The sequence below is a fragment of the Acinetobacter sp. DL27 genome, from assembly GCF_055810995.1.
In genome coordinates this window covers 3,127,776-3,150,930 of record NZ_CM147947.1, presented here as the reverse complement: position 1 = coordinate 3,150,930, position 23,155 = coordinate 3,127,776, and the positions used below count along the sequence as shown (strand labels likewise).

Annotated in this window: 18 protein-coding genes; 13 read left to right on the top strand and 5 right to left on the bottom strand. The window is 42.7% G+C overall.

Annotated features, from left to right (window positions below; all coding sequences use genetic code 11):
- Positions 1–2: 2 nt before the first annotated feature.
- The 7 genes from rplA to AC0KVP_RS15115 all read left to right on the top strand — a co-directional run bounded on the left by rplA (position 3) and on the right by AC0KVP_RS15115 (position 11,929).
- Entirely contained in the window at positions 3–698 is a 696-nt protein-coding gene (gene rplA / locus AC0KVP_RS15145; RefSeq protein WP_336956560.1) for a 50S ribosomal protein L1, read from the top strand.
- 301 nt (positions 699–999) lie between these two features.
- Positions 1,000–1,506 carry a 50S ribosomal protein L10 gene (rplJ, locus tag AC0KVP_RS15140; RefSeq protein WP_087528632.1) on the top strand — a complete coding sequence of 169 codons (507 nt, stop codon included), beginning with the start codon at positions 1,000–1,002 and terminating at the stop codon, positions 1,504–1,506.
- Positions 1,507–1,554: 48 nt separating this feature from the next.
- Complete coding sequence (rplL, locus tag AC0KVP_RS15135; protein WP_004692767.1) at positions 1,555–1,920, top strand: 50S ribosomal protein L7/L12; 366 nt, start codon at positions 1,555–1,557, stop codon at positions 1,918–1,920.
- A gap of 301 nt (positions 1,921–2,221) precedes the next feature.
- Positions 2,222–6,310 (top strand): DNA-directed RNA polymerase subunit beta, encoded by a 4,089-nt coding sequence (gene rpoB, locus AC0KVP_RS15130; RefSeq protein ID WP_062035236.1) that lies wholly within the window; start codon positions 2,222–2,224, stop codon positions 6,308–6,310.
- 141 nt (positions 6,311–6,451) lie between these two features.
- Positions 6,452–10,651: a DNA-directed RNA polymerase subunit beta' gene (gene rpoC, locus AC0KVP_RS15125; RefSeq protein ID WP_010325734.1), complete on the top strand. Its 4,200-nt coding sequence runs from the start codon at positions 6,452–6,454 to the stop codon at positions 10,649–10,651.
- 289 nt (positions 10,652–10,940) lie between these two features.
- Positions 10,941–11,423, top strand: coding sequence for a hypothetical protein (locus AC0KVP_RS15120; RefSeq protein WP_473340551.1), 483 nt, complete (start codon positions 10,941–10,943; stop codon positions 11,421–11,423).
- 149 nt (positions 11,424–11,572) lie between these two features.
- Complete coding sequence (locus tag AC0KVP_RS15115) at positions 11,573–11,929, top strand: hypothetical protein (protein ID WP_005400974.1); 357 nt, start codon at positions 11,573–11,575, stop codon at positions 11,927–11,929.
- 48 nt (positions 11,930–11,977) lie between these two features.
- Here AC0KVP_RS15115 and AC0KVP_RS15110 read toward each other — a convergent pair whose 3' ends face one another.
- Positions 11,978–12,463 (bottom strand): DUF4442 domain-containing protein, encoded by a 486-nt coding sequence (locus AC0KVP_RS15110; protein ID WP_004978660.1) that lies wholly within the window; start codon positions 12,461–12,463, stop codon positions 11,978–11,980.
- 116 nt (positions 12,464–12,579) lie between these two features.
- Here AC0KVP_RS15110 and AC0KVP_RS15105 point away from each other — a divergent pair, with 116 nt between their 5' ends.
- The 5 genes from AC0KVP_RS15105 (at position 12,580) to htpG (ending at position 18,364) form a co-directional block, all read left to right on the top strand.
- Positions 12,580–13,443 (top strand): alpha/beta fold hydrolase, encoded by an 864-nt coding sequence (locus AC0KVP_RS15105; RefSeq protein WP_473337689.1) that lies wholly within the window; start codon positions 12,580–12,582, stop codon positions 13,441–13,443.
- A gap of 122 nt (positions 13,444–13,565) precedes the next feature.
- A complete protein-coding gene (locus AC0KVP_RS15100) occupies positions 13,566–14,936 on the top strand; it encodes a Na+/H+ antiporter family protein (protein WP_004978663.1) in 1,371 nt (456 codons plus the stop codon).
- A gap of 315 nt (positions 14,937–15,251) precedes the next feature.
- Positions 15,252–15,839, top strand: coding sequence for an OmpW/AlkL family protein (locus AC0KVP_RS15095; RefSeq protein ID WP_473337687.1), 588 nt, complete (start codon positions 15,252–15,254; stop codon positions 15,837–15,839).
- Positions 15,840–15,999: 160 nt separating this feature from the next.
- Positions 16,000–16,344, top strand: coding sequence for a lysozyme inhibitor LprI family protein (locus AC0KVP_RS15090; RefSeq protein WP_062035226.1), 345 nt, complete (start codon positions 16,000–16,002; stop codon positions 16,342–16,344).
- 100 nt (positions 16,345–16,444) lie between these two features.
- Entirely contained in the window at positions 16,445–18,364 is a 1,920-nt protein-coding gene (htpG, locus tag AC0KVP_RS15085) for a molecular chaperone HtpG (RefSeq protein ID WP_473337685.1), read from the top strand.
- Positions 18,365–18,545: 181 nt separating this feature from the next.
- On the opposite strand, the gene AC0KVP_RS15080 is transcribed toward htpG, so the two are convergent.
- The 4 genes from AC0KVP_RS15080 to AC0KVP_RS15065 form a co-directional block, all read right to left on the bottom strand.
- Complete coding sequence (locus AC0KVP_RS15080; protein ID WP_473337682.1) at positions 18,546–19,697, bottom strand: hypothetical protein; 1,152 nt, start codon at positions 19,695–19,697, stop codon at positions 18,546–18,548.
- Positions 19,698–19,774: 77 nt separating this feature from the next.
- Positions 19,775–21,859: a hypothetical protein gene (locus tag AC0KVP_RS15075; RefSeq protein ID WP_473337680.1), complete on the bottom strand. Its 2,085-nt coding sequence runs from the start codon at positions 21,857–21,859 to the stop codon at positions 19,775–19,777.
- A gap of 10 nt (positions 21,860–21,869) precedes the next feature.
- Positions 21,870–22,049, bottom strand: a complete 180-nt coding sequence (locus tag AC0KVP_RS15070; protein WP_165801771.1) for a hypothetical protein — start codon at positions 22,047–22,049, stop codon at positions 21,870–21,872.
- Between the two features lie 274 nt (positions 22,050–22,323).
- The gene (locus tag AC0KVP_RS15065) at positions 22,324–22,485 is read right to left on the bottom strand and encodes a hypothetical protein (RefSeq protein ID WP_473337678.1); all 162 of its coding nucleotides are present in this window, start codon (positions 22,483–22,485) and stop codon (positions 22,324–22,326) included.
- Between the two features lie 459 nt (positions 22,486–22,944).
- Here AC0KVP_RS15065 and AC0KVP_RS15060 point away from each other — a divergent pair, with 459 nt between their 5' ends.
- Positions 22,945–23,145 (top strand): dodecin family protein, encoded by a 201-nt coding sequence (locus AC0KVP_RS15060; protein WP_004978694.1) that lies wholly within the window; start codon positions 22,945–22,947, stop codon positions 23,143–23,145.
- Positions 23,146–23,155 lie beyond the last annotated feature (10 nt).

The window sequence follows — 23,155 nt, the reverse complement described above, 5'->3', positions numbered from 1 at the left end:
ACATGGCTAAATTAACTAAACGTCAAAAAGCCATTGCTGCTGCTATTGAAGCAAACAAAGTTTACACTTTAGAAGAAGCAGTAGCTGTTCTTGCTGGTCTTCCTGCTGCGAAATTCAAAGAATCTTTGGATGTTGCGGTAAACCTAGGTGTTGACCCTCGTAAATCTGACCAAGTTGTTCGTGGCGCGACTACACTTCCTGCAGGTACTGGTAAAACTGTACGTGTAGCTGTGTTTGCTCAAGGCGCTGCTGCTGAAGCTGCTAAAGCTGAAGGCGCGGACATCGTTGGTTTTGATGACCTTGCTGAAAGCATTCAAGCGGGTAACCTTGACTTTGACGTAGTAATTGCTGCTCCTGATGCAATGCGCGTTGTTGGTAAGTTGGGTACGATTCTTGGTCCACGTGGCTTAATGCCAAACCCTAAAGTGGGTACTGTAACTCCTGACGTAGCTGGTGCAGTTAAAAATGCAAAAGCTGGTCAAGCACGTTACCGTGTAGACAAAGCGGGTATTATCCACGCTGCGATCGGTCAAGTAGATTTCTCTGCTGAAGCTGTTCGTCAAAACGTTGAAACTTTGATTGCAGACTTGAAAAAGTTAAAGCCTGCGACATCTAAAGGTGTATACATCAAAAAGATCACTTTGAGCTCAACTATGGGTCCTGGTCTTGTTGTTGATGTAAACAACGTTTCTAACTAAGTTTTACTTAGACAGAATTTTAAAGCCCTGAGTAATATTTGAAGCACTGCCTCAAATATTACGCAAGAGAAACCGGTTTCGGACTACTTGCAAACTTAGGCAAACTTTGAATTGGTAAATGTAGATTTATCAGCGTCAAAGACCTCAGGCGAGAGTAATTTCGATTACTTTCTTAATTTCCCAGCCTGAGTAGACGCGGTGGTGTGATTTGTTCATCCTCCGCGTGTAAGTTCAGTGATGAACTTGCGAATTGGGAGTGTACTTCGCGTAAGTACATAAATCACCGTTAGGAGGTTTTACAATGGCTCTTCTTATCGAAGGCAAAAAACAGATCGTTGCTGAAGTAACTGAAGTTGCTTCTACTGCGTTTGCTGCTGTTGTTGCTGACTACCAAGGTTTGACTGTTGAGCAATTAACTGCTCTTCGTGTTGAAGCTCGTAAGTTAGGTGTTGCTACACGTGTTGTACGTAATACTTTGGCTAAACGCGCTCTTCAAGATACGCAATTTGCTATCTTGAACGACAACCTTGTTGGCCCAACAATTTTAGCTTTCTCAACTTCTGCAGATGATATGGGTGCTGCGGCACGCTTATTCGAAGAATTTGCGAAAACTAACAAAGCATTTGAACTTAAAGCTGCTGCATTTGAAGGCAAACTTTATCAAGGCGCAGAAGTTAGTGTTATCGCGAATCTTCCAAACCAAGAGAAAGCGCTTACTATGCTTGCAAACGTTCTTCAAGCTCCTATTTCGAAATTGGGTCGCTTACTTACAGCGCTTCAAGAGAAAAACGAGTCAGAAGCTGCATAAGCTCAAACTTAAACACACATCATTCAATACCCATTTGGAGTTACTCTCATGGCTTTAACAAACGAAGAAATCTTAAACGCAGTTGCTGAAAAAACTGTTCTTGAACTTGTTGAACTTATTTCTGCTTTCGAAGAAAAATTCAACGTATCTGCTGCTGCTGTAGCTGTAGCTGCAGGTCCTGCTGCTGCTGCTGCTGAAGAGCAATCAGAATTCAACGTTGAGTTGACTTCTTTCGGCGCGAACAAAGTAGCTGTGATTAAAGCAGTTCGTGAAATCACTGGTCTTGGCTTGAAAGAAGCTAAAGACATGGTTGAAGGCGCTCCTTCAGTTCTTAAAGAAGCAGTTTCTAAAGAAGAAGCTGAAGAACTTAAGAAAAAACTTGAAGAAACTGGTGCTACTATTACTATTAAGTAATGTTACCAGGGGGGGAATATTAATTTCACCCCAAAAATTGGCTGATGGCTCTTGGGTCATCAGCCTTTTTGCGTTACAATAATCGGCTCGATTTTTGTTTGCTTGGTGGAAAATCCATCAAATTAAAATAAAGAAAAGAATCAAACGCTTACCAATATTTTTCAAATTTAAAAATATTGGTAAGCGTTTCAATACCACTGAAAATTGCAGCATTTGTAAAAAGTGGTGGCCATATCGGCCTGCGTAATTCCTTCTGAGCCCGTTCTGCAGGCGGGCTCGGTTTACTTTCCGAGGACTCCAGATGGCATACTCATATACCGAAAAGAAACGGATCCGTAAGAATTTTGGTAAATTGCCTAGTGTTATGGATGCTCCGTACTTGCTCGCGATTCAAGTCGACTCGTACAGAACATTTTTACAAGATGGCAAATCACCAAAAAACCGCGAAGATATCGGTCTGCAAGCCGCGTTTCGTTCAGTTTTTCCTATAGAAAGTTATTCTGGCAATGCTGCTTTAGAATTTGTTGAGTATAGTCTTGGTAAGCCTGAGTTTGATGTACGCGAATGTATTCTTCGTGGCTCAACTTATGCAGCACCAATGCGCGTAAAAATTCGTTTGATCTTAAAAGATCGCGAAACTAAATCAATTAAAGACGTGCGCGAGCAAGAAGTGTACATGGGTGAAATGCCACTCATGACCGATAACGGTACATTCGTTATTAATGGTACTGAGCGTGTAATCGTATCTCAATTACACCGTTCACCAGGCGTGTTCTTTGACCACGATAAAGGCAAAACCCACTCTAGTGGTAAAGTGCTTTATTCTGCGCGTATTATTCCTTACCGTGGTTCATGGTTAGACTTCGAATTTGACGCAAAAGACCTTGTATTTGTGCGTATTGACCGTCGTCGTAAATTACTTGCGACTGTGGTTCTTCGTGCTTTGGGTTATAACAATGCGCAAATCTTAGACTTGTTCTATGAAAAAGTGCCTGTATACCTAGACATGGGTAGCTACCAGATTGACCTTGTTCCAGAACGCTTGCGTGGCGAAATGGCACAATTTGACATCGTAGACAATGATGGCAAAACCATTGTTGAGCAAGGCAAGCGTATCAACGCGCGTCATGTGCGTCAAATGGAGGCTGCTGGCCTAGAAAAGCTTTCTGTGCCTGATGAGTACTTATACGAGCGTATTACTGCAGAAGACATTCCACTTAAAGATGGTGATGTGATTGCAGCTAATACCTTGTTAAGTCATGAAATTATGGTGAAATTGGCTGAAGGTGGTGTTAAACAGTTTAACATTCTATTCACCAATGACATCGACCGTGGTTCATTCGTTGCAGATACTTTACGTGCCGACACCACGACAGGTCGTGAAGAAGCATTGGTAGAAATCTACAAAGTAATGCGTCCAGGCGAGCCACCAACGAAAGAAGCGGCTGAAAACTTATTCAATAACTTATTCTTCTCTTCAGAGCGTTATGACCTCTCTCCAGTGGGTCGTATGAAGTTCAACCGTCGTTTGGGTCGTCCTTACGAAGTGGGTACCGATCAGAAGTCTCGTGAAGTTGAAGGCATTTTGTCGAACGAAGATATCACTGATGTACTCAAAACATTGGTTGAAATCCGTAACGGTAAAGGTGAAGTCGATGATATCGACCACTTGGGTAACCGTCGCGTGCGTTCAGTAGGTGAAATGACTGAAAACCAATTCCGTGTTGGTCTAGTTCGTGTAGAACGTGCTGTTAAAGAACGTTTAAGCCAAGCTGAAACAGATAACTTGTCTCCGCAAGATTTGATCAATGCGAAACCAGTGGCTGCTGCAATCAAAGAGTTCTTTGGTTCAAGCCAATTATCTCAGTTCATGGACCAAAACAACCCATTGTCTGAGATTACGCACAAACGTCGTGTATCGGCGCTTGGTCCTGGTGGTTTGACACGTGAGCGTGCGGGCTTTGAGGTACGTGACGTACACCAAACTCACTATGGCCGTGTATGTCCAATTGAAACGCCTGAAGGTCCAAACATTGGTTTGATCAACTCGCTTTCTGTTTATGCGAAATGTAACAATTTCGGTTTCTTAGAAACTCCATACCGTAAAGTGGTTGATGGTCGTGTAACGGATGAAGTGGAGTATTTATCTGCCATTGAAGAAGTAGGTACTGTGATTGCACAGGCCGATTCTGGCGTAGATAAAGACGGTAACTTAACAGAAGAATTTGTTTCTGTACGTCACCAAGGTGATTTCGTACGTATGCCGCCTGAAAAAGTGACGCATATGGACGTTTCTGCACAGCAGGTTGTTTCTGTTGCTGCATCACTCATTCCATTCCTTGAACACGATGACGCCAACCGTGCATTGATGGGTTCAAACATGCAGCGTCAAGCTGTGCCTACATTGATTGCTGACAAACCGCTTGTAGGTACAGGCATGGAAGCAAATGTAGCGCATGACTCTGGTGTGTGTGTGATTGCGGGTCGTGGTGGTCGTATCGAGTTTGTCGATGCTTCACGTGTCGTGATTCGTGTCAACGAAGACGAAATGGTTGCAGGCGAGGCAGGTGTAGATATCTATAACCTAATCAAATATACACGTTCGAACCAAAACACTTGTATTAACCAAAAAGTTCTTGTGAAACTTGGTGATAAAGTCGGTCGTGGTGATGTATTGGCTGACGGTCCATCAACAGATGGCGGTGAGCTTGCACTCGGTCAAAACATGCGCGTTGCGTTCATGACGTGGAATGGTTACAACTATGAAGACTCGATCTTACTTTCAGAGCGCGTACTTCAAGAAGACCGTTTAACGTCAATTCACATTCAAGAATTGTCGTGTGTTGCTCGTGATACGAAGTTAGGCGCAGAAGAAATTACTGCGGATATTCCTAACGTAGGTGAAGCTGCACTGTCTAAGCTTGATGAATCAGGTATCGTATATATCGGTGCTGAAGTGACTGCGGGCGATATCCTTGTAGGTAAAGTAACGCCTAAAGGTGAAACGCAGTTAACACCAGAAGAAAAATTGCTTCGTGCAATCTTTGGTGAAAAAGCAGCTGACGTAAAAGACTCATCTTTACGTGTTCCATCAGGTACCAAAGGTACAGTGATTGACGTTCAAGTGTTTACACGCGATGGTCTTGAAAAAGACGAACGTGCGCAAGCAATTGAAAAAGCTCAGCTTGATTCATACCGTAAAGACTTGAAAGAAGAATACAAAATCTTCGAAGAAGCAGCACGTGAACGTATTGTTCGTTTGTTGACAGGTCAAGAGTCTAACGGTGGTGGTACAACTAAGCGTGGCGATAAGCTTTCTGCAGACGTATTGTCTGGTTTAGAGTTGGTTGATTTACTTGAAATCCAACCGACTGATGAAGCTATTGCAGAGCGTTTAACTCAAATTCAAGTGTTCTTGAAAGAGAAGAGCTTTGAAATTGATGAGAAATTTGCAGAGAAAAAACGCAAACTTTCTACAGGTGATGAATTAACAACAGGTGTATTGAAAGTTGTTAAGGTTTACTTGGCTGTTAAACGTCGCATCCAACCGGGTGATAAGATGGCGGGTCGTCACGGTAACAAGGGTGTTGTTTCTAACATCTTACCTGTTGAAGACATGCCACACGATGCCAATGGTGTTCCAGTCGACATCGTATTGAACCCACTGGGTGTACCGTCACGTATGAACGTGGGCCAGATTCTAGAGACTCACTTAGGTATGGCAGCGAAAGGTCTTGGCGAAGAAATCGACAAGATGTTAAAAGCGCAACGTACTGTACTTGAGCTTCGTGGCTTCTTAGACAAGATTTATAACAAAGTTGGTGGCGAGCAAGAAGATCTTGATAGCTTAACTGATGATGAAATTTTGGTGCTTTCGGGTAACTTACGTGCGGGTGTTCCACTTGCAACGCCAGTATTCGATGGTGCTGAAGAATCACAAATTAAAGACTTGTTAGAGCTTGCGAACATTTCACGTACTGGTCAAACAGTATTGTATGATGGTCGTACAGGTGAGCAGTTTGACCGTCCTGTAACTGTAGGTTACATGTACATGTTGAAACTGAACCACTTGGTAGACGACAAGATGCACGCGCGTTCTACTGGTTCTTACTCATTAGTAACTCAACAGCCGCTTGGTGGTAAAGCACAATTCGGTGGTCAGCGTTTCGGTGAGATGGAAGTCTGGGCGCTTGAAGCATATGGCGCAGCTTACACGCTTCAAGAAATGCTTACTGTTAAGTCGGATGACGTTGAAGGTCGTACCCGTATCTATAAGAACATTGTAGATGGTAACCATTATATGGACCCAGGTATGCCTGAATCGTTCAACGTATTGACCAAAGAGATCCGTTCTTTAGGTATCAACATTGAACTGAAAAATGGTGACTAAGTTTCTCCATTGAATCTCCCCAGCCTCTCTTGTTCAAAGAGAGGCTTCCTCGAAAGGGAAGCGGGGAGATTTCTCAGTTAAAAAACAATATTTGTGACCCAGTTGTGTAGTGAAAGTCTCCACAACACACGGAGAAAAAAATTGAAAGACTTGCTCGATATCATGCGCAAAAAGACGGATTCAGACGGTCATGCTCCAGTTGAGTTTGATCGCATCCGTATTGGTCTTGCGTCACCAGAAATGATTAAGTCATGGTCTCATGGTGAAGTTAAAAAGCCTGAAACCATTAACTATCGTACGTTCAAACCAGAACGTGATGGTTTATTCTGTGCCAAAATTTTTGGTCCAGTCAAAGATTACGAATGCTTGTGTGGTAAATACAAGCGTATGAAATACAAAGGCGTCATTTGTGAAAAATGTGGCGTTGAAGTAACAACTGCGAAAGTTCGTCGTGAGCGTATGGGTCACATCGAGCTGGCGTCTCCAGTTGCACATATTTGGTTCTTAAAATCACTTCCGAGCCGTATCGGTCTATTATTAGACATGACTTTACGTGATATCGAACGTGTATTGTATTTCGAATCTTACGTAGTAACTGACCCAGGTATGACTCCATTTGAGAAATACCAACTTCTTAATGATGAAGAATACTTCAACGCTTTAGAAGAACACGGTGATGAATTCACTGCGAAAATGGGTGCAGAAGCTGTTCAAGACTTGTTAAAAGACATCGATCTTGAAAACGAAATTTCACGTTTACGTGAAGAAATTCCAAATACAACGTCTGAGACTAAGCTTAAAAAAGCGTCTAAGCGTTTGAAGTTGATGGAAGCGTTTAAAGAGTCGAACAACAAGCCAGAATGGATGGTGATGAATGTACTTCCAGTACTTCCACCAGATCTTCGTCCGTTAGTACCACTTGAAGGTGGTCGTTTCGCGACTTCTGATTTGAACGACCTTTACCGTCGTGTGATCAACCGTAACAACCGTTTAAAGCGTCTTCTTGACCTTGCAGCGCCAGACATTATCGTACGTAACGAAAAACGTATGTTACAAGAGTCTGTAGATGCATTGTTAGACAACGGTCGTCGTGGTCGTGCAATCACGGGTTCGAACAAGCGTCCATTGAAATCTTTGGCTGACATGATCAAAGGTAAGCAAGGTCGTTTCCGTCAAAACTTACTTGGTAAGCGTGTTGACTATTCGGGTCGTTCGGTAATTACTGTAGGTCCTACTTTACGTCTGCACCAATGTGGTCTTCCGAAGAAAATGGCACTTGAATTATTCAAGCCATTCATTTTCGCGAAACTACAAGCATCTGGCCAAGCAACAACCATTAAAGCTGCGAAGAAAATGGTTGAGCGCGAAACTCCAGAAGTTTGGGACGTTCTTGCTCACGTGATTCGTCAACACCCAGTGATGTTGAACCGTGCGCCTACACTTCACCGTTTGGGTCTTCAAGCATTTGAACCGATCCTGATTGAAGGTAAAGCGATCCGTCTTCACCCACTCGTTTGTGCTGCGTTTAACGCCGACTTCGACGGTGACCAAATGGCGGTACACGTACCATTAACACTTGAAGCGCAGTTAGAAGCGCGTGCGTTAATGATGTCGACCAACAACATTTTGTCTCCAGCGAACGGTGAGCCAATCATCGTACCGTCTCAGGACGTTGTCTTAGGCTTGTATTACATCACTCGTGATGCGATCAATGCCAAAGGTGAAGGCATGGTGTTTGCAGATACTCACGAAGTTAACCGTGCACTTGCAACAGGTCAGGTAAATTTACACGCTCGCGTAAAAGCACGTGTACACCAGACTGTGATTGATGAAAATGGTAACCGTGAACAGCAAACCATTGTTGTGGATACCACACCAGGTCGCTGCTTACTTTGGGAAGTTGTGCCAGAAGGTATGGATTTCCAACAAATCAACGTTGAGATGACCAAGAAAAACATCTCTAAGTTGATTAACTCTTGCTACCGTAAATTAGGTCTTAAAGATACCGTGATCTTTGCTGACCAATTGATGTACTTAGGTTTCCGTCAAGCGACACGTTCAGGCGTATCGGTCGGTATGGAAGACATGGTGATTCCACCTGCGAAGTACTCAATTATTGAAAAAGCGGAAGTTGAAGTTCGTGAAATTGAGCAACAGTTCGAACAAGGTTTCGTAACTGCGGGCGAACGTTACAACAAAGTTGTCGATATTTGGGCACGTACGAACGACCAAGTAGCGAAAGCGATGATGGACAACTTGTCTTTTACCACTGTTAAAAACAAACAGGGTGAAGATGAGAAGCAAAAATCATTCAATTCGATCTATATGATGTCTGACTCAGGTGCCCGTGGTTCGGCAGCTCAGATTCGTCAGTTAGCGGGTATGCGTGGTTTGATGGCGAAACCAGATGGTTCGATCATTGAAACTCCAATTAAAGCGAACTTCCGTGAAGGTTTGACCGTACTTCAGTACTTCATTTCAACACACGGTGCGCGTAAAGGTTTGGCCGATACAGCACTGAAAACAGCAAACTCTGGTTACTTGACACGTCGTCTTGTAGACGTAGCGCAAGACTTGGTCATTACTGAGCCTGACTGTGGTACTTTGGGCGGTCTTGTAATGACTCCGTTCATTCAAGGCGGTGACGTGATCGAGAACTTAGGTACTCGAGTACTGGGCCGTGTTGTTGCTGAAGATGTGAAGAAAGCAGGTTCTGACGACGTTATCCTGCCTCGTAACACTTTGATTGATGAGAAACTTGCAAACTTCCTAGAAGAGCAAGGTGTCGATGAAGTTAAAGTACGTTCAGTGGTTGCGTGTGAATCTACATTCGGCGTATGTGCGAAATGTTATGGTCGTGACCTTGCGCGTGGTCATCAGGTGAACCCTGGTGAGTCTGTGGGTGTTATGGCTGCACAATCGATTGGTGAGCCGGGTACACAGTTAACAATGCGTACCTTCCACGTAGGTGGTGCTGCAAGCCGAACGTCTGCTGCAAACAGCGTACAAGTACGTAACAAAGGTACCGTACGTTTCCACAATGTGAAAACAGTACAACATGCTAAAGGTCACTTGGTATCGACTTCTCGTTCAGGCGAAATCGGTATTGCGGATGATTTAGGTCGTGAGCGTGAGCGTTATAAACTGCCATACGGTGCGTCTATCTTGTTGAAAGATGGCGAAGCTGTAGAAGCAGGCGGTATTGTGGCGACTTGGGATCCGCACACACACCCACTTGTAACAGAAGTTGCAGGTAAAGTACGTTTCAGCCAAATTGCTGATGGCGTAACTGTTACCTCTAAAACTGATGATGCAACAGGTATGACGACGATTGAAATCTTACCTGTGACTGCACGTCCTGCGTCTGGTAAAGATTTACGTCCTGCGGTTGTTCTTGATACGACGGATGGTGGTGAGCAGTTCTACTTCCTACCACAAAACACGATTCTTTCTGTCCGTGATGGCGAAACAATTGGTGTGGGTGACGTTATTGGTCGTGTACCTCAAGAAACTTCACGTACGCGTGACATTACCGGTGGTCTACCGCGTGTAGCTGACTTGTTCGAAGCGCGTAAACCGAAAGAGCATGCAATTCTTGCTGAAATTTCAGGTGTTGTGAGCTTTGGTAAAGAGACCAAAGGTAAGAACCGTTTAGTGATTACTCCAGATGATGGTTCTGAGATTTACGAAGAACTGATTCCAAAATGGCGTACCATGAACGTGTTCGAAGGCGAACATGTGAACCGTGGTGAGACTGTTTCTGATGGTCCACAGAATCCACATGACATCCTACGCTTGAAAGGCGAAGTTGCGCTGACCAACTACATCGTGAACGAAGTTCAAGACGTATACCGTCTGCAAGGTGTAAAAATCAACGACAAGCACATTGAAGTGATCGTACGTCAAATGTTGCGTAAAGTTGATATCACTGATGGTGGTGATACAAGCTTCATTAAAGGCGAGCAAGTGGATTACATCCGTGTGATGCAAGAGAACCAAGCTGTTCTTGCGCAAAACAAGTTCCCAGCGAAGTTTGAACGTCAATTGATGGGTATTACCAAAGCGTCGCTTTCTACTGACTCGTTCATCTCTGCTGCATCGTTCCAGGAAACCACTCGTGTGTTGACTGAAGCGGCTGTAACAGGTAAAGAAGATGATTTACGTGGCTTGAAAGAGAACGTAGTTGTAGGTCGTTTGATTCCTGCAGGTACTGGTCTTGCGTATCATTTAGAGCGTCGTCGTCAAGAAGCTGAAGCTGCAGAGCATGAGCTTGTAAATGACTTCTCTGATGTTGATCAAGCATTAAGCCAAGCATTTAGCGATGAGTTTAACGGTCTATAATTAGCCCTTTAAATGCATGAAAAAGCCACCTTCGGGTGGCTTTTTTTATATACTTGAAAAATAATATTTAATTTTTTTGGGGGATATAGTGAATTTAGAAAAAGAACTAGAAGATTTAGAGATCGAAAGGGCTTTGTTGCATAAATATGTAAGCATCTGATTTAAATAGATTTAATTTTGGATCAAAAAATAATCAAAACTTTTAAAATCATATAGTTATGAAATCTTTGTGCAACAAAGCCCATCAAAACTATTGGGCTTAAGCATCTTCGCATTTGTGAGCCAAACGATGGCAGCGCCGATGCCGAATACCATCACCGTGGAGGATAAGGCGGTTGTACCGATTGTCAAAACACAGATTATTCGCAGTGTCGCGGGTCAAGACCCTGTGCGGACGACCGAAGCGACTATTTTTGAAGTGAAAAATGGCGGTAAAGATATTGTGGCGCGTGAAGTGGTTCTCGAAGAAAATGCCAGCCAATTTTCAGATAAAAAAATGTCGGCACCGATTGTGCAAAAGGGTAGCGTGATTGTTCCGACATCCAAAGTTGAAGTGAAATCGACCTTGAGTCAAGGTGGTGTTGTCCTTGCAGAAGGTAAGCAAGTTGATGCACAAGGGGTTGAGTTTAAGAAAGGGCAGCAACCTGTACGTAAGGAGCTGAAACTGGATCAAGTGAAAGATCCGAATAGTCAAGAAAGTGTGACGCGTGCGGTGCTCCAAGAAAATGGCACCACCACCAAAGATGTGGTTGTGGTGAAAGAGCCTGAATAAGCTTGAGTTGAATACGGTAAGAAGCCCTCTCAGGAGGGCTTCTTATTTACAAATTTTCAGCAATAGCACCTGTAACCGTAACATTTCACGGGTTTTAAGTTCATACTGATCTTTTATGCTGTAAGAAATAGCCAATAAGGACAAATCTCATGAAAAAGTATATGAGCATTATTGCAGTGGCATCTTTTTCGACGATGCTATTGGCAGGTTGTGAAAATATGAGCGCTTCTGAGCAACGTATTGGGACAGCGGCTTTAGGCGGTGCAGTAGGTGGTGCTGCGGGGAATAGCCTCGGTGGCGGTGTAGGTGCAGCCGTTGGTGGTGGTGCTGGTGCGGCTGTGGGCAGTAAAGCTCAAGGTGGCTCAAACCGTAATGCAACCTACAGTGGTGTTGGCGGTGCGATTGGTTCAGCAGTGGGTAAAAGCGTGTTTGGTGGTAATACCGGTGCTGCCATTGGTGGTGCCATCGGCGGTGGTGCAGGCGCTGCAATTGAAGAACGTAAATAATGTTTTAAGTTCAAATTTCAAAAAAAGCACTTCATGGAAGTGCTTTTTTTATAGCTGTGCCGGTTTAGGTTTTTTACGACGGATATATAAAGTCTTTTCCACTTCGGCAATTCGAATGCCAGCTTCATCATAAATATTTAAGGTATAAATACGATGTACGGGGGCATAGTTGTCGGCCAGCTGTTTCACGGTCGCGATTTCTTGGGCATCAAGGTGAAAGTCTGCATAGACTGTACTGCGACCTGGGCTGAGAAATTGGATAGAGGCTGCTTTGTCCCAGACAATATACTTATTGCCTAAGTGGTGCATCAGTAGGGTCATATAAAAAGGGTCGACCATTGCATATAAACTCCCGCCAAAATGTACGCCAACAATATTTCGGTTTTGTCGAGTGAGGGGCATTTTAACGCGAATGTGGTAGTGTTTAAGGTCAAATTTTTCAATTTGAATCCCTGCACCTTTAAAGGGGGCAAAATGGTTGAGAAAGTATTTCGCGACAATCGGCTGTGTCACAAGTTTTTTTAAAATGCTCATTTCGGTCAATGGTATCTGATGAACTTCTATCCATACTAGAGAAGATCAAATCAATTGGCATTGATCGTTTTGCCACTAAAGTATAAAAAACAGTCAATAACAATAAGGAGCTGAATATGGAGCAGCAAAGTTACTGGGTACAAACCACAGATCAGCAAAGACTCTATGTGAAAACATGGGGCAATGCGAACAATCCTGTACTGGTCTTGGTGCATGGCTATCCAGATAATCAAGAGGTCTGGGAGCCTGTGATTGGGCATCTGGTACAAGATTATTATATTGTGACTTATGACGTACGTGGCGCAGGTATGTCGAGTATACCGCGTCATATAAGAGCCTATGCCTTGCCTCAGCTATCGCTAGATTTGGAAAGTGTGGTGAATAGTGTGATCCCACAGCGTAGCTTTCATCTGGTTGCGCATGACTGGGGGTCGATTCAGTCATGGGAGTCCGCGACTGAGCCAAAATTTAGAGAGCGTATGCTGTCATTTACCACCATTTCAGGCCCATGCTTAGACCATGCCGCATTTTGGATGCGTGAACAGTTCGCACAACATAAGCCTCAATTTTTTAAGCAGTTAACGAAGTCTTGGTACATTGCGGCCTTTCAGTTGCCTTTTTTAGCACCAACCGTATGGCAGTTTTTTAGTCCTGAGCATTGGGGCAAAGTTTTATCGCGTTTAGAAGGACGCTCAGACTTACCGCTGAATCATCACATTGCTGCCGATGGTAAGCACGGGGTTGCGCTCTACCGCGCGAACTTTATCCCACGCCTGACGAAACCTCGGGAACGCTTTGCAATTTGTCCCGTACTAGCGATTGTGTTGGAGCAAGATCAGTTTGTGAGTCCAGCGTTAATCGATGAAATGCCGAAGTGGGTCGAGGATTTTCAACGGGTGAATGTGAATGCCAACCATTGGGCAATCTTGAGCCAGCCAGAGGTAATTGCTAAAGAAATCAAAAGGTTTGTTCAAAACTAGCGTTGTGTTGAAGCCAGCTGAAATGATCTGTGAAAGAGAAAGGCGCTAGCGACCTGTAAGGGCAGAATTTTTTGGTTATTTTCTGATAAAATGCGCCTTTCTTCCAAGTCACTCTTTTCACTATGTTCGCAATTCTTGCCGCTATTGGGGTCATGTTTGGACTTTCATTAGCTCGTGTGCCTGTAGTATTTGCATTAATTATTGGTGCTGTCACAGGCGGTTTATTGGCTGGTTTAGGGCTACACGGTACCCTCGAAGCATTTAATAATGGGCTTGGGGGCGGCGCAAAAATTGCGTTGGCTTACGGGGTCTTAGGTGCATTTGCTTTGGCTTTGGCACGCTCAGGTTTACCTGACTTGTTGGCCTATAAGCTTATTAAAACATTGAAAGGTTCGAGCAATGAAAAGGCACAAAATCGGGTTAAATATCTGATTTTTATAACCGTCGCGTTAGCAGCAATTTGTTCACAAAACGTCATTCCTGTACATATTGCGTTTATTCCAGTCCTGATTCCTCCTTTATTAAGTGTGTTTAACCATCTTCAGTTAGATCGTCGACTAATTGCTTGTGTTCTAACCTTTGGTTTGGTTGCCACTTATATGTTGGTACCATTTGGATTTGGTGCGATTTTCCTGAATGACATCTTAGGTCAAAATATTAATACTTTCGGGCAACCCTACGGCTTTAAAATCAATTATGCCGATATCCCTTCAGCAATGGCCATTCCTGTTTTTGGCATGTTTGTTGGTTTATTGGTTGCTGTATTCTTTAGTTACCGTAAGAAACGTGTATACGAAGAAGTACATGTGGAACCAGTGCAGCAAAGTATTTCTTCTGAACTTGATATCACGGGTGAGAAGTCTAAGCCCGAAATTTCAAAGTTTACGTTATCTATGGCTCTCATTGCGGTAGTTGCTACGCTTTGGGTACAAATTGCATCAGATTCCATGATTTTAGCTGGTCTGGTTGGTGTTGCGATTTTGAGCTGTGCGGGCATTTTTAAATGGAAAGAAGCAGATGATGTGATTATTAGCGGTATGCGAATGATGGCATTAGTTGGTTTCATTATGATTGCAGCACAGGGTTTTGCATCTGTTATTTCTGCGACCAATCAAGTGCCAGCATTGGTAGAAGCATCAGTGCAATGGATTGGTTCTAGCCAAGGACTCGCTGCATTTTGGATGCTATTGATTGGCTTACTGATTACTTTAGGAATCGGTTCTTCGTTCTCTACCATTCCAATTTTAGCAATTATTTATGTGCCTTTGTGTATCCAGTTTGGTTTCAGTCCAGCGGCAACCATTGCGATTATTGGTACGGCTGCGGCACTCGGTGATGCGGGTTCTCCTGCTTCTGACTCCACTTTGGGACCGACTTCGGGTTTGAATATGGATGGTCAGCATGATCACATGAAAGACAGTGTGATCCCGACCTTTATTCACTTTAATATTCCACTCATGATTTTTGGTTGGATTGCGGCCATGGTTTTGTAATTTACCCTCCAATTATTATAAAAAGGCGATTTTAAATCGCCTTTTTTATTATTTATTCAGATTAAAATAATCGGGTTTATAATGTTAATTCGGATTAAAAAGGTTGGAATTAAAATATATTTATTTTGATTTAATGTTATTAATTTAAAACCAACTAAAATGGTATATTTAATATTTAAATTAATTTAAAACAATAACTTAAAAATGGTATTTAAAATACATTATTATTATAATTGCATATTAATTACACTCTTGTTTATGATGAATTAATGTTAATTTTTATATTAATTATTTTACAAACAGAGGTTGTTTGAAATGTTGAAGCAAATTGCTCTAATTACATTAATGGGTCTTTCTGCATCTGCTGCAATGGCAGGTCAATGGCAAATCAAAGTCGGTGGATCTGCAGTTGCACCAACGCAAGATACAACAGTTGCTGCATTGGGGAATGCAAAAGTTGAAGCTGATAGCGAACTTGCGTTTACGCCATCGGTTGAATATTTCTTTAATGACAATATTTCTGCCGAGTTACTGCTAGCAACGCCAATTAGCCACGATGTACTCATTAATGGTGCAGAAGCAGTAAAAATTAAACATTTACCACCTACCTTAACGGCAAAGTATAACTTTAAAAACTCAACAGGTTTCACGCCTTATATCGGTGTCGGTGCAACCGCATTTATTGCATGGGATGAAGAAGGTGTGAAAAGCGTAAAAGAAGATTTCGGTTATGCTGCGCAAATTGGTTTTCACTTCCAACCTGCTGATGCAAAAAACTGGGGTGTGTTTGCCGATGTCCGTTATGCAGATCTGAACCCAGAAGTAAATGTAGATGGCACAACGAAGTTTAAATTAGATATCGATCCAGTAATTTATACACTCGGTTATAGCTACAAATTTTAATAATTAAAAGTAGCTTTTTAAGAACCTCATCGATGATGGGGTTTTTTTATGCAAAGACTAAAGTTGAATAGTGATCAATGCTGAAATAAATCACGATGATTCAGTATTAAAAGAAAATCATCTATAAAATGGATAGAAACAGAATAAGAGAGTTATAAAAATGAAATCTATGTTCGGAATCGGTTTAGTTTGTGCTTTGGCTTGGAGCATACATGCTCAAGCAGCCAGTTTTAATTGTGATAAAGCAAAAACGACGACGGAGCACGCGATCTGTGAACATCGCCAAATCAATGACGCCGATGTGAAAATGGCCACCACTTATACCATTTTAAAACGTCTTGTTCCGATGGGGACACGTGGCATGATTCAGGATGACCAAGTGAAATGGTTGAGTCTCCGTGACCGCTGTGGTGCTTCACAAAGTTGCCTCATGGATGTGTATAAAATGCGCCAGCAGCAGTTAGAACTACATCTAGATCGTATTTACCGTCAGGGCCCATTTTAAAAAAAGGACAAAAAAACTTGCGATTGCTATTGAAAAACGTACCGCTCACTCCAATTCATTAAGCATTCTCTATAAGACTTAATACATTAAGGAGCGATTGATGAGCGAGCAAAACGCACATAAACATAGTTTCCAAGCTGAAGTGGCTCAGCTATTACATTTAGTGACGCACTCACTGTATTCAAATCCTGACATTTTCCTACGTGAATTGATCTCAAATGCGTCCGATGCCTGCGATAAATTGCGTTTTGAAGGCATTAATCATCCTGAATATTATGAAAATGACCCAGACCTACATGTGCGCGTCAGCTTTGATGAAGCCAATCAAACACTGACCATTTCAGACAATGGGATTGGTTTAACTGAACAAGAAGCGATTGACCACTTAGGTACGATTGCTAAGTCTGGAACCAAGGACTTTATGTCTAAGCTCACAGGTGACCAAAAATCAGATGCACAACTGATTGGTCAGTTTGGTGTCGGTTTCTACTCGGGCTTTATTGTAGCTGACAAAATTACTGTAGAATCACGCCGTGCAGGTATGGGTGCTGATCAGGCGGTACGTTGGGTCAGTGCGGGCACGGGTGAGTTCGAAGTCGAGCAGATCCACAAAGACAGTCGCGGTACTGATATTATTTTACATTTGCGTGAAGATGCGTTGGACTATTTACAGTCGCATAAAGTGAAGCAAATTATCAATAAATACTCGGATCACATTAGCCTGCCGATTGAGATGCAAAAAGAGGTTTGGCAGCAAGAAGAAGCGGTCGAAGGTGAAGAACCAAAACCGGGTCAGTATGTGAAAACGGGTGAGTGGGAAGCGATTAACTCAGCCAGCGCCCTGTGGACACGTAATAAAAATGAAGTGACTGAAGAGCAGTACGTCGAGTTTTATAAGAATCTCAGCCATGATTTTGAAGCGCCACTGGCATGGGCGCATAACCGCGTCGAAGGCAGTACCGAATATACACAGCTGTTGTATGTACCGAGCAAAGCTGCAGCGAATATCTTTACCCGTGAAGCCAAAGCGGGGATTAAGCTCTATGTAAAACGTGTCTTCATTATGGATGATGCGGATAACTTGATTCCAAACTATTTACGCTTTGTTCAAGGGGTGGTCGACAGTGCCGATTTACCACTGAACGTTAGTCGTGAGTTGTTACAAGAAAGCCGTGATGTGAAAACCATTCGTGAAGGGAATGCACGCCGTGTATTGACCATGCTGGATGCTTTAGCCAAATCGGAAGATGAAAAAGATCAAGAGAAGTTCACAACCTTCTACCGTGAATTTGGTTCAGTATTGAAAGAAGGTTTGGGCGAAGACTTGGGTAACCGTGAGCGTATTTTAAAACTTTTACGCTTCTCAACTTCAAACAATGATGCGGTGAGCACTTCTTTGCAGGACTATAAAGCGCGTATGCCTGAGGGGCAAAAAGCGATTTACTATGTGACTGCAGACAGTCTCAATGCTGCGAAGAACTCGCCACAACTTGAGTTATTTAAGAAAAAAGGCATTGAAGTCTTACTCATGGCAGACCGTGTCGATGAATGGGCAATGGAATTTGTCCATGAGTTTGATGGCACACCAATGCAAAACGTGGCGAAAGGTGCAGTCGATTTAGGTGATTTACAAGATGCCGAAGAGAAGAAGGCACTTGAGGCAGCTGCAGAGCAGTTTAAACCTGTGGTTGAAAAACTGTCTGACTCATTGAAAGCCAAGACCAAAGAAGTACGGGTGACCACACGTTTGGTCGATTCACCTGCATGCTTGGTGACAGGTGAGGGAGAGCTTTCACCACAATTGATTCGTATGCTCCAACAAGCGGGTCAGGCTGTACCTGAAAGCAAGCCAATTTTGGAAATTAACCCAGAGCATCCATTGGTGAGAAAATTAGAAAATTCGGCACAGTTTGATGACTTGGCCAATGTAATTTTTGACCAAGCGGTGATTGCTGAAGGCGGCTTACCTGATGATCCTGCCGAATATATCAAACGCATTAACAGCTTATTGCTTCAATAAGCTATTAAATGTTTAAAAAAAGCCTATCGCTAAGATAGGCTTTTTTTATGTCAATGAGTTGGATCAAGCGCCTTAATATCTGTTGAACGCATCGATTAAATAGGCGAAAAAGAACCTGATGGGGATATCCGTGGATAAGTGAGAACTTATCCACAGTTCAGGCTAAATATCCGCCATGCCATTAAAATAAAGCTTCAAAACGCACCAAGGCACTGACGTAATGGCTGCGGTCTTCACGGTGATCGTTAAAATAATTTAAATCACCTTGGATATAAAACCACTCTCTTAAGAACGGTTGACGCCACGAGACAAAAGGCCCCCAACGGTTCAAACGCAGGTCGTCGTCGTTGTAGAAACCACCAGTGTAAATGCCGTAGTTAAAACGATTGCCATGAAAGAATTGGTGTTGTCTAAAGCTATAGTTATCCCAGAGCAGATCATCATCTTGATCGTCTGCATAGGTCAGGCTGAACTGATTGGATAAAAAGGCTTGATTGGGGCGTGCATGGGTCAGCTCTAGGTTGGTACGTAAATAATTTTCACTGTCGATACCATAACGGTAAATCTGTTCAGCATAAGCGCGAAAATCATTGTCGAGTTTCCACTCTCTCGATAATTTGATACGCGCGTAAATATCATCCCCTGAACGGACCCCTAGGTCGAAATCAGTTTCAAAAGGCAGACGATCTGACAGTTGTGACCACCTTAATGCTATTGAACTATTCGCATCACGGGTTTGGCGACGGTCGAAGGATTTGTCGTTGTCTGGGCTAGGTGGGTTTTCATTGGTAATCGCAACATTGTTTTGCAGCTCGTTATCTAAAGAGTCATCCCCAAACACCACGCTGAGTTTATGTTCTAGGGTTGGAAGCTTAACCCGACCCCGAATCCGCGGTTTTACATCGTATTCATCATGTTTATTCCAACGGTTATCGACCAAGACCCGTAAGGTGGCTGTGGCCGGTTTTTTAGGATCGGTTTCACCAAACCAATTATCCATTTTGGCGGCTGTTCGGTCTGCCCAGTTTCGAACTTCTTTTTGCTGGCGGTCGACCCACGTGCGTTCTTCAGTGAGGTCTGTCGTGGGCACAATCAGCTCGTTCGATTCTTCAGGTAGAACGGTTGGAAGTGAGTCGATCCACTGCGGAATTTGGTATAAAAGTCCATTACCTTTGGGGGGCGATGCGATTTTGTCAATTTCAGCCACGTCGTGAGGTGGCACAAAATGTTGTGTGCTGTTGGTATTGCTTTCCGCCCAAGCCACGTTGACGTATGCACCTAAACTTAGGCAGAAAAATAAAGAGATAGATCCCACATGTTGAGTTCTTAGCATGCTTTCGTACTTTATTGTTCTTCGATGTTTTAGTGTTGTAAATTTCACATAAGAACACAAGTAGAAAATACAAAACTCTACAACTCGCTACTCAGTTGTTTTTGAATAGAATCAAATAATTGAAACACAGTAATAGGTTCAGGCAAAGTAGAAATGGTATTTTGAATCAGCTGCCAGCTGACGCCGTGCTGTCGGTCTAAGACCAAGCATGGATAGGCGATCTCAGTACGTGAGAGTTCAACCCGCTTTTGGCCATGAATCACTCGAATTTTTTGTCGCTCTTTTAACACTAAAATGGGGGTATTTACGTCTGCGGAGCTTTCTTCAAACTGGATGAATTTACGGCTATTGAGTAGATCGGCCAGAATAAATGGATGGTAGTCTTCAATATGCCATACCAGTTTGGCCTGTTGGGTATACAGCTGAAAAATTGAAAATACATCATGCATGTGACCCTGTAGCTGGTCCCATTCAATTTCGCGAATGGCTGCGACTTGATGCTGACAACTCTGGGCAAATTGTTGACTTAGGCGAATGGCTTCCGTGGGACTATCAGCACCGAATAGAGCCAAATACTTAATAAACCCTCCGTGTTGATGGGTCTGTTCTGCCACATAGATGGGAGAGTCCAACCAGTGATCGAGTCGGTCGCTGTGGATCAGAAAATCGATATTTTGGCCGATCTCGGTGTGCCCTGAAATGTCGAGGCCATACAGCTTAGGATCTAAATTTGGTTGATGCAGTGTGCGTAATTGCGCTTCATATTGCCCCAGATTAATCTGTGTGGGCAGTATGGGTTGCGCAGCAGTGGCCGATGTTTCCGAGTTGTCCGTATGGCTATCCTGCACAGCAGGGTATCGTGCTGTCACTTCGCTTTCAAGTCGATCTTGCTGTTGAGATTCAGATGAAATGTCTGTATCTGGTTGTTCAGTCAAGATTGATCGCCTTTGGATAAAGTCCTGAATGGCGAGCGTTGAAATAGATGCACTTGGCTTAAGGTCAAATCGAATGGCTGCAGCGGCCTCAATGATAAATTCTTCCTGAGGCGGACATAGCCCATCACTTAAAAGAGGCTGATTGCTGAGAATCAAATGATTTTCTGCTAATACTTCAGGTTGAAGATCTAAATCTTTTTGTACGATATCGACCTGATTTTCAGGTTCCTTATCTTGTTTGATACTTAGTTTAATAGGATTGATTGAGACGACATCTTCTACAGCGTCTTGTTTAAAAGACCTGAGTTTGGATTCTTCAATTTGAGTTGCATTTAGGTTGCTGTCGAATGTAGGTTGTATTTCCGTATTGAAATGAAGCGCTGCTTCAGCCTTAGATAAAAGCAGACTAGACTCAGGACTGACTTTGGGGAGCAATGATTTAGAATCTTGGGGATGTTCGGCCGATGTATCATCTGTAGCAATGCTTAAAAGCTCAATACCCGTGAAAACAAAAGCGTCAGTAATCACATTGTCCTGTGCATGCCCTAGGCTAGTTTCTTCATCGAATGTGGTTGTAACGGGCAGAAAAAACTGGTCTCGTGCAACTTCTGCAACTTCTGCAACTTCTGCAACTTCTGCAACTTCTGCAACTTCTGCAACTTCTGCAACTTCTGCAACTTCTGCAACTTCTGCAACTTCTGCAACTTCTGCAACTTCTGCAACTTCTGCAACTTCTGCAACTTCTATGGATGTTTCAGGTGTTGTGAGAAAAGGTACGTTCTCGGGTTGTTGAGCACTTTGTGCATGGCTCAAAAACCATTGGTAAGCGTGTTCAAACTTTATGTGCCATGGGCTGCTATACAGTGTAGTTGGGGTGTTTTGAAAAACAATTTGCCAACCTAAACCTGATTTATACAAAACACCCCATGCGAAAGCCGCCTGCTGTTTTAAGGCATCGGTTAAAGCAGACTCGTATTGAAATAGTCCAATATAGGCATGCTGGTAGGGGCTTTGTTGTATCCAGCGTTCAGCCGCCACTTGAGGCTGAGTCAGCGCCTTATAGGCTTCGAGTTGTTTTTGGAAAATAGGTTCATCACAGAGTGCAAAGATTTCGCGGATGCGTTTTTTCGAGCGCGCAATTTCAAAAAAAGACAGAGGTTGATGTTCCAAACCATCAATCAATTGATGCAGTTCTTTGATCAGCAGTGCTTTTTCGATTGCTTTCATGCGCTGAACTCTAAAGTTGTTTTTGTGCTTGTTCCAAGTAGCTTGCCAAAACCATATTGATGGCCAGTTCAAGTAATTTATATTCGGCTGAAGTTGGCTGCGTATACTGCTGTGCAAACGCAATCAATTGATCAAGGTCAATGGCTTGGGGCGTAATATGACCTTGGATAAGGGCTTGTAAATTTTGCATAGGCATGTGCTATTGAGTGCATTTAATTTATTGGTTTTGGAATTGGGTCTTCTTGTTTGATCATAATTAGAAAAGAATAAATAGGCAAAAATTATTCTGCTCTCGATACGAGAAAAGGGTAGTGAAAAATGTAGATAATTTCGATTTCAGCACAGATTGAATTAAATATTTTGCCCTAGAGGGTTCATAGCTGAAATTTTTTGTCAGTTCTTTGCAATTTTGGGCAAAAAAATAGGCAATCAACATTGCCTATTTTTGACCAAGTCAGCACAAATTACGCTTCTTGATGTGGTGCAGCCGCAGGAGCATCAGCCGTTGCCGTTTGAGTGTCTGTTGGTTTTTTTACAGGAAAATCTGGAACAAAAACAACTTGTGCAGAAACAGTTGCAGAAAGAGCCATTACAGCGACAGCCAAAGCATATTTAACAGCGTTCATGATATTTCCTCTAAAAAGGAGGTCTCACTAAGGAGACTGGGAGTTTTAAAAAGATAAATTTCGCATGAATAATATCAAAAAATGATAGATTTAAGCGCTGGTTTAGGCCATTAAAAGATGAATGGCGAGTTCATTTATTGTTAAAAAACAATTAATTAGAATAAACACTCTAGTCTGGTATAGAGTTTTTACTCCAGTGCTAAGCTGTTTAAATTTAAAGTGAAAATTTAGATTTTCAAGTTTGAAATGAAGCTTGAAAGTAGGACTTTTTTGTCTGAAATGAGACCTGAAAAAGGACTTGGAGTTACATGATTAATTGTTTAAATATTCATCATTTTGAAGTCTTTTGATTGTGCATACTGTGTAAGTTTTTGCTGTGGAATGTTTAAGTTATCTATTTTTGATTAAAAATTCACCTAAGATGAACAGGCAAAAACAACAATAGCTGAGGACAAACAGATGGCCATTGCAAAAGTGGTAGAAGTCAATTCAAGCAGTGCGAAAAGTTTTGAAGATGCGATTCAGACAGGGATCGCAAAAGTCACTGAGACGGTGAAGAATGTTCAAGGTGCTTGGATCAATGAACAAAAAGTGGTGATTAAGGACAACCAAATTGTAGAATATCGGGTCAATCTTAAAATTAGTTTCTTGGTCGATTAAACATAAATCC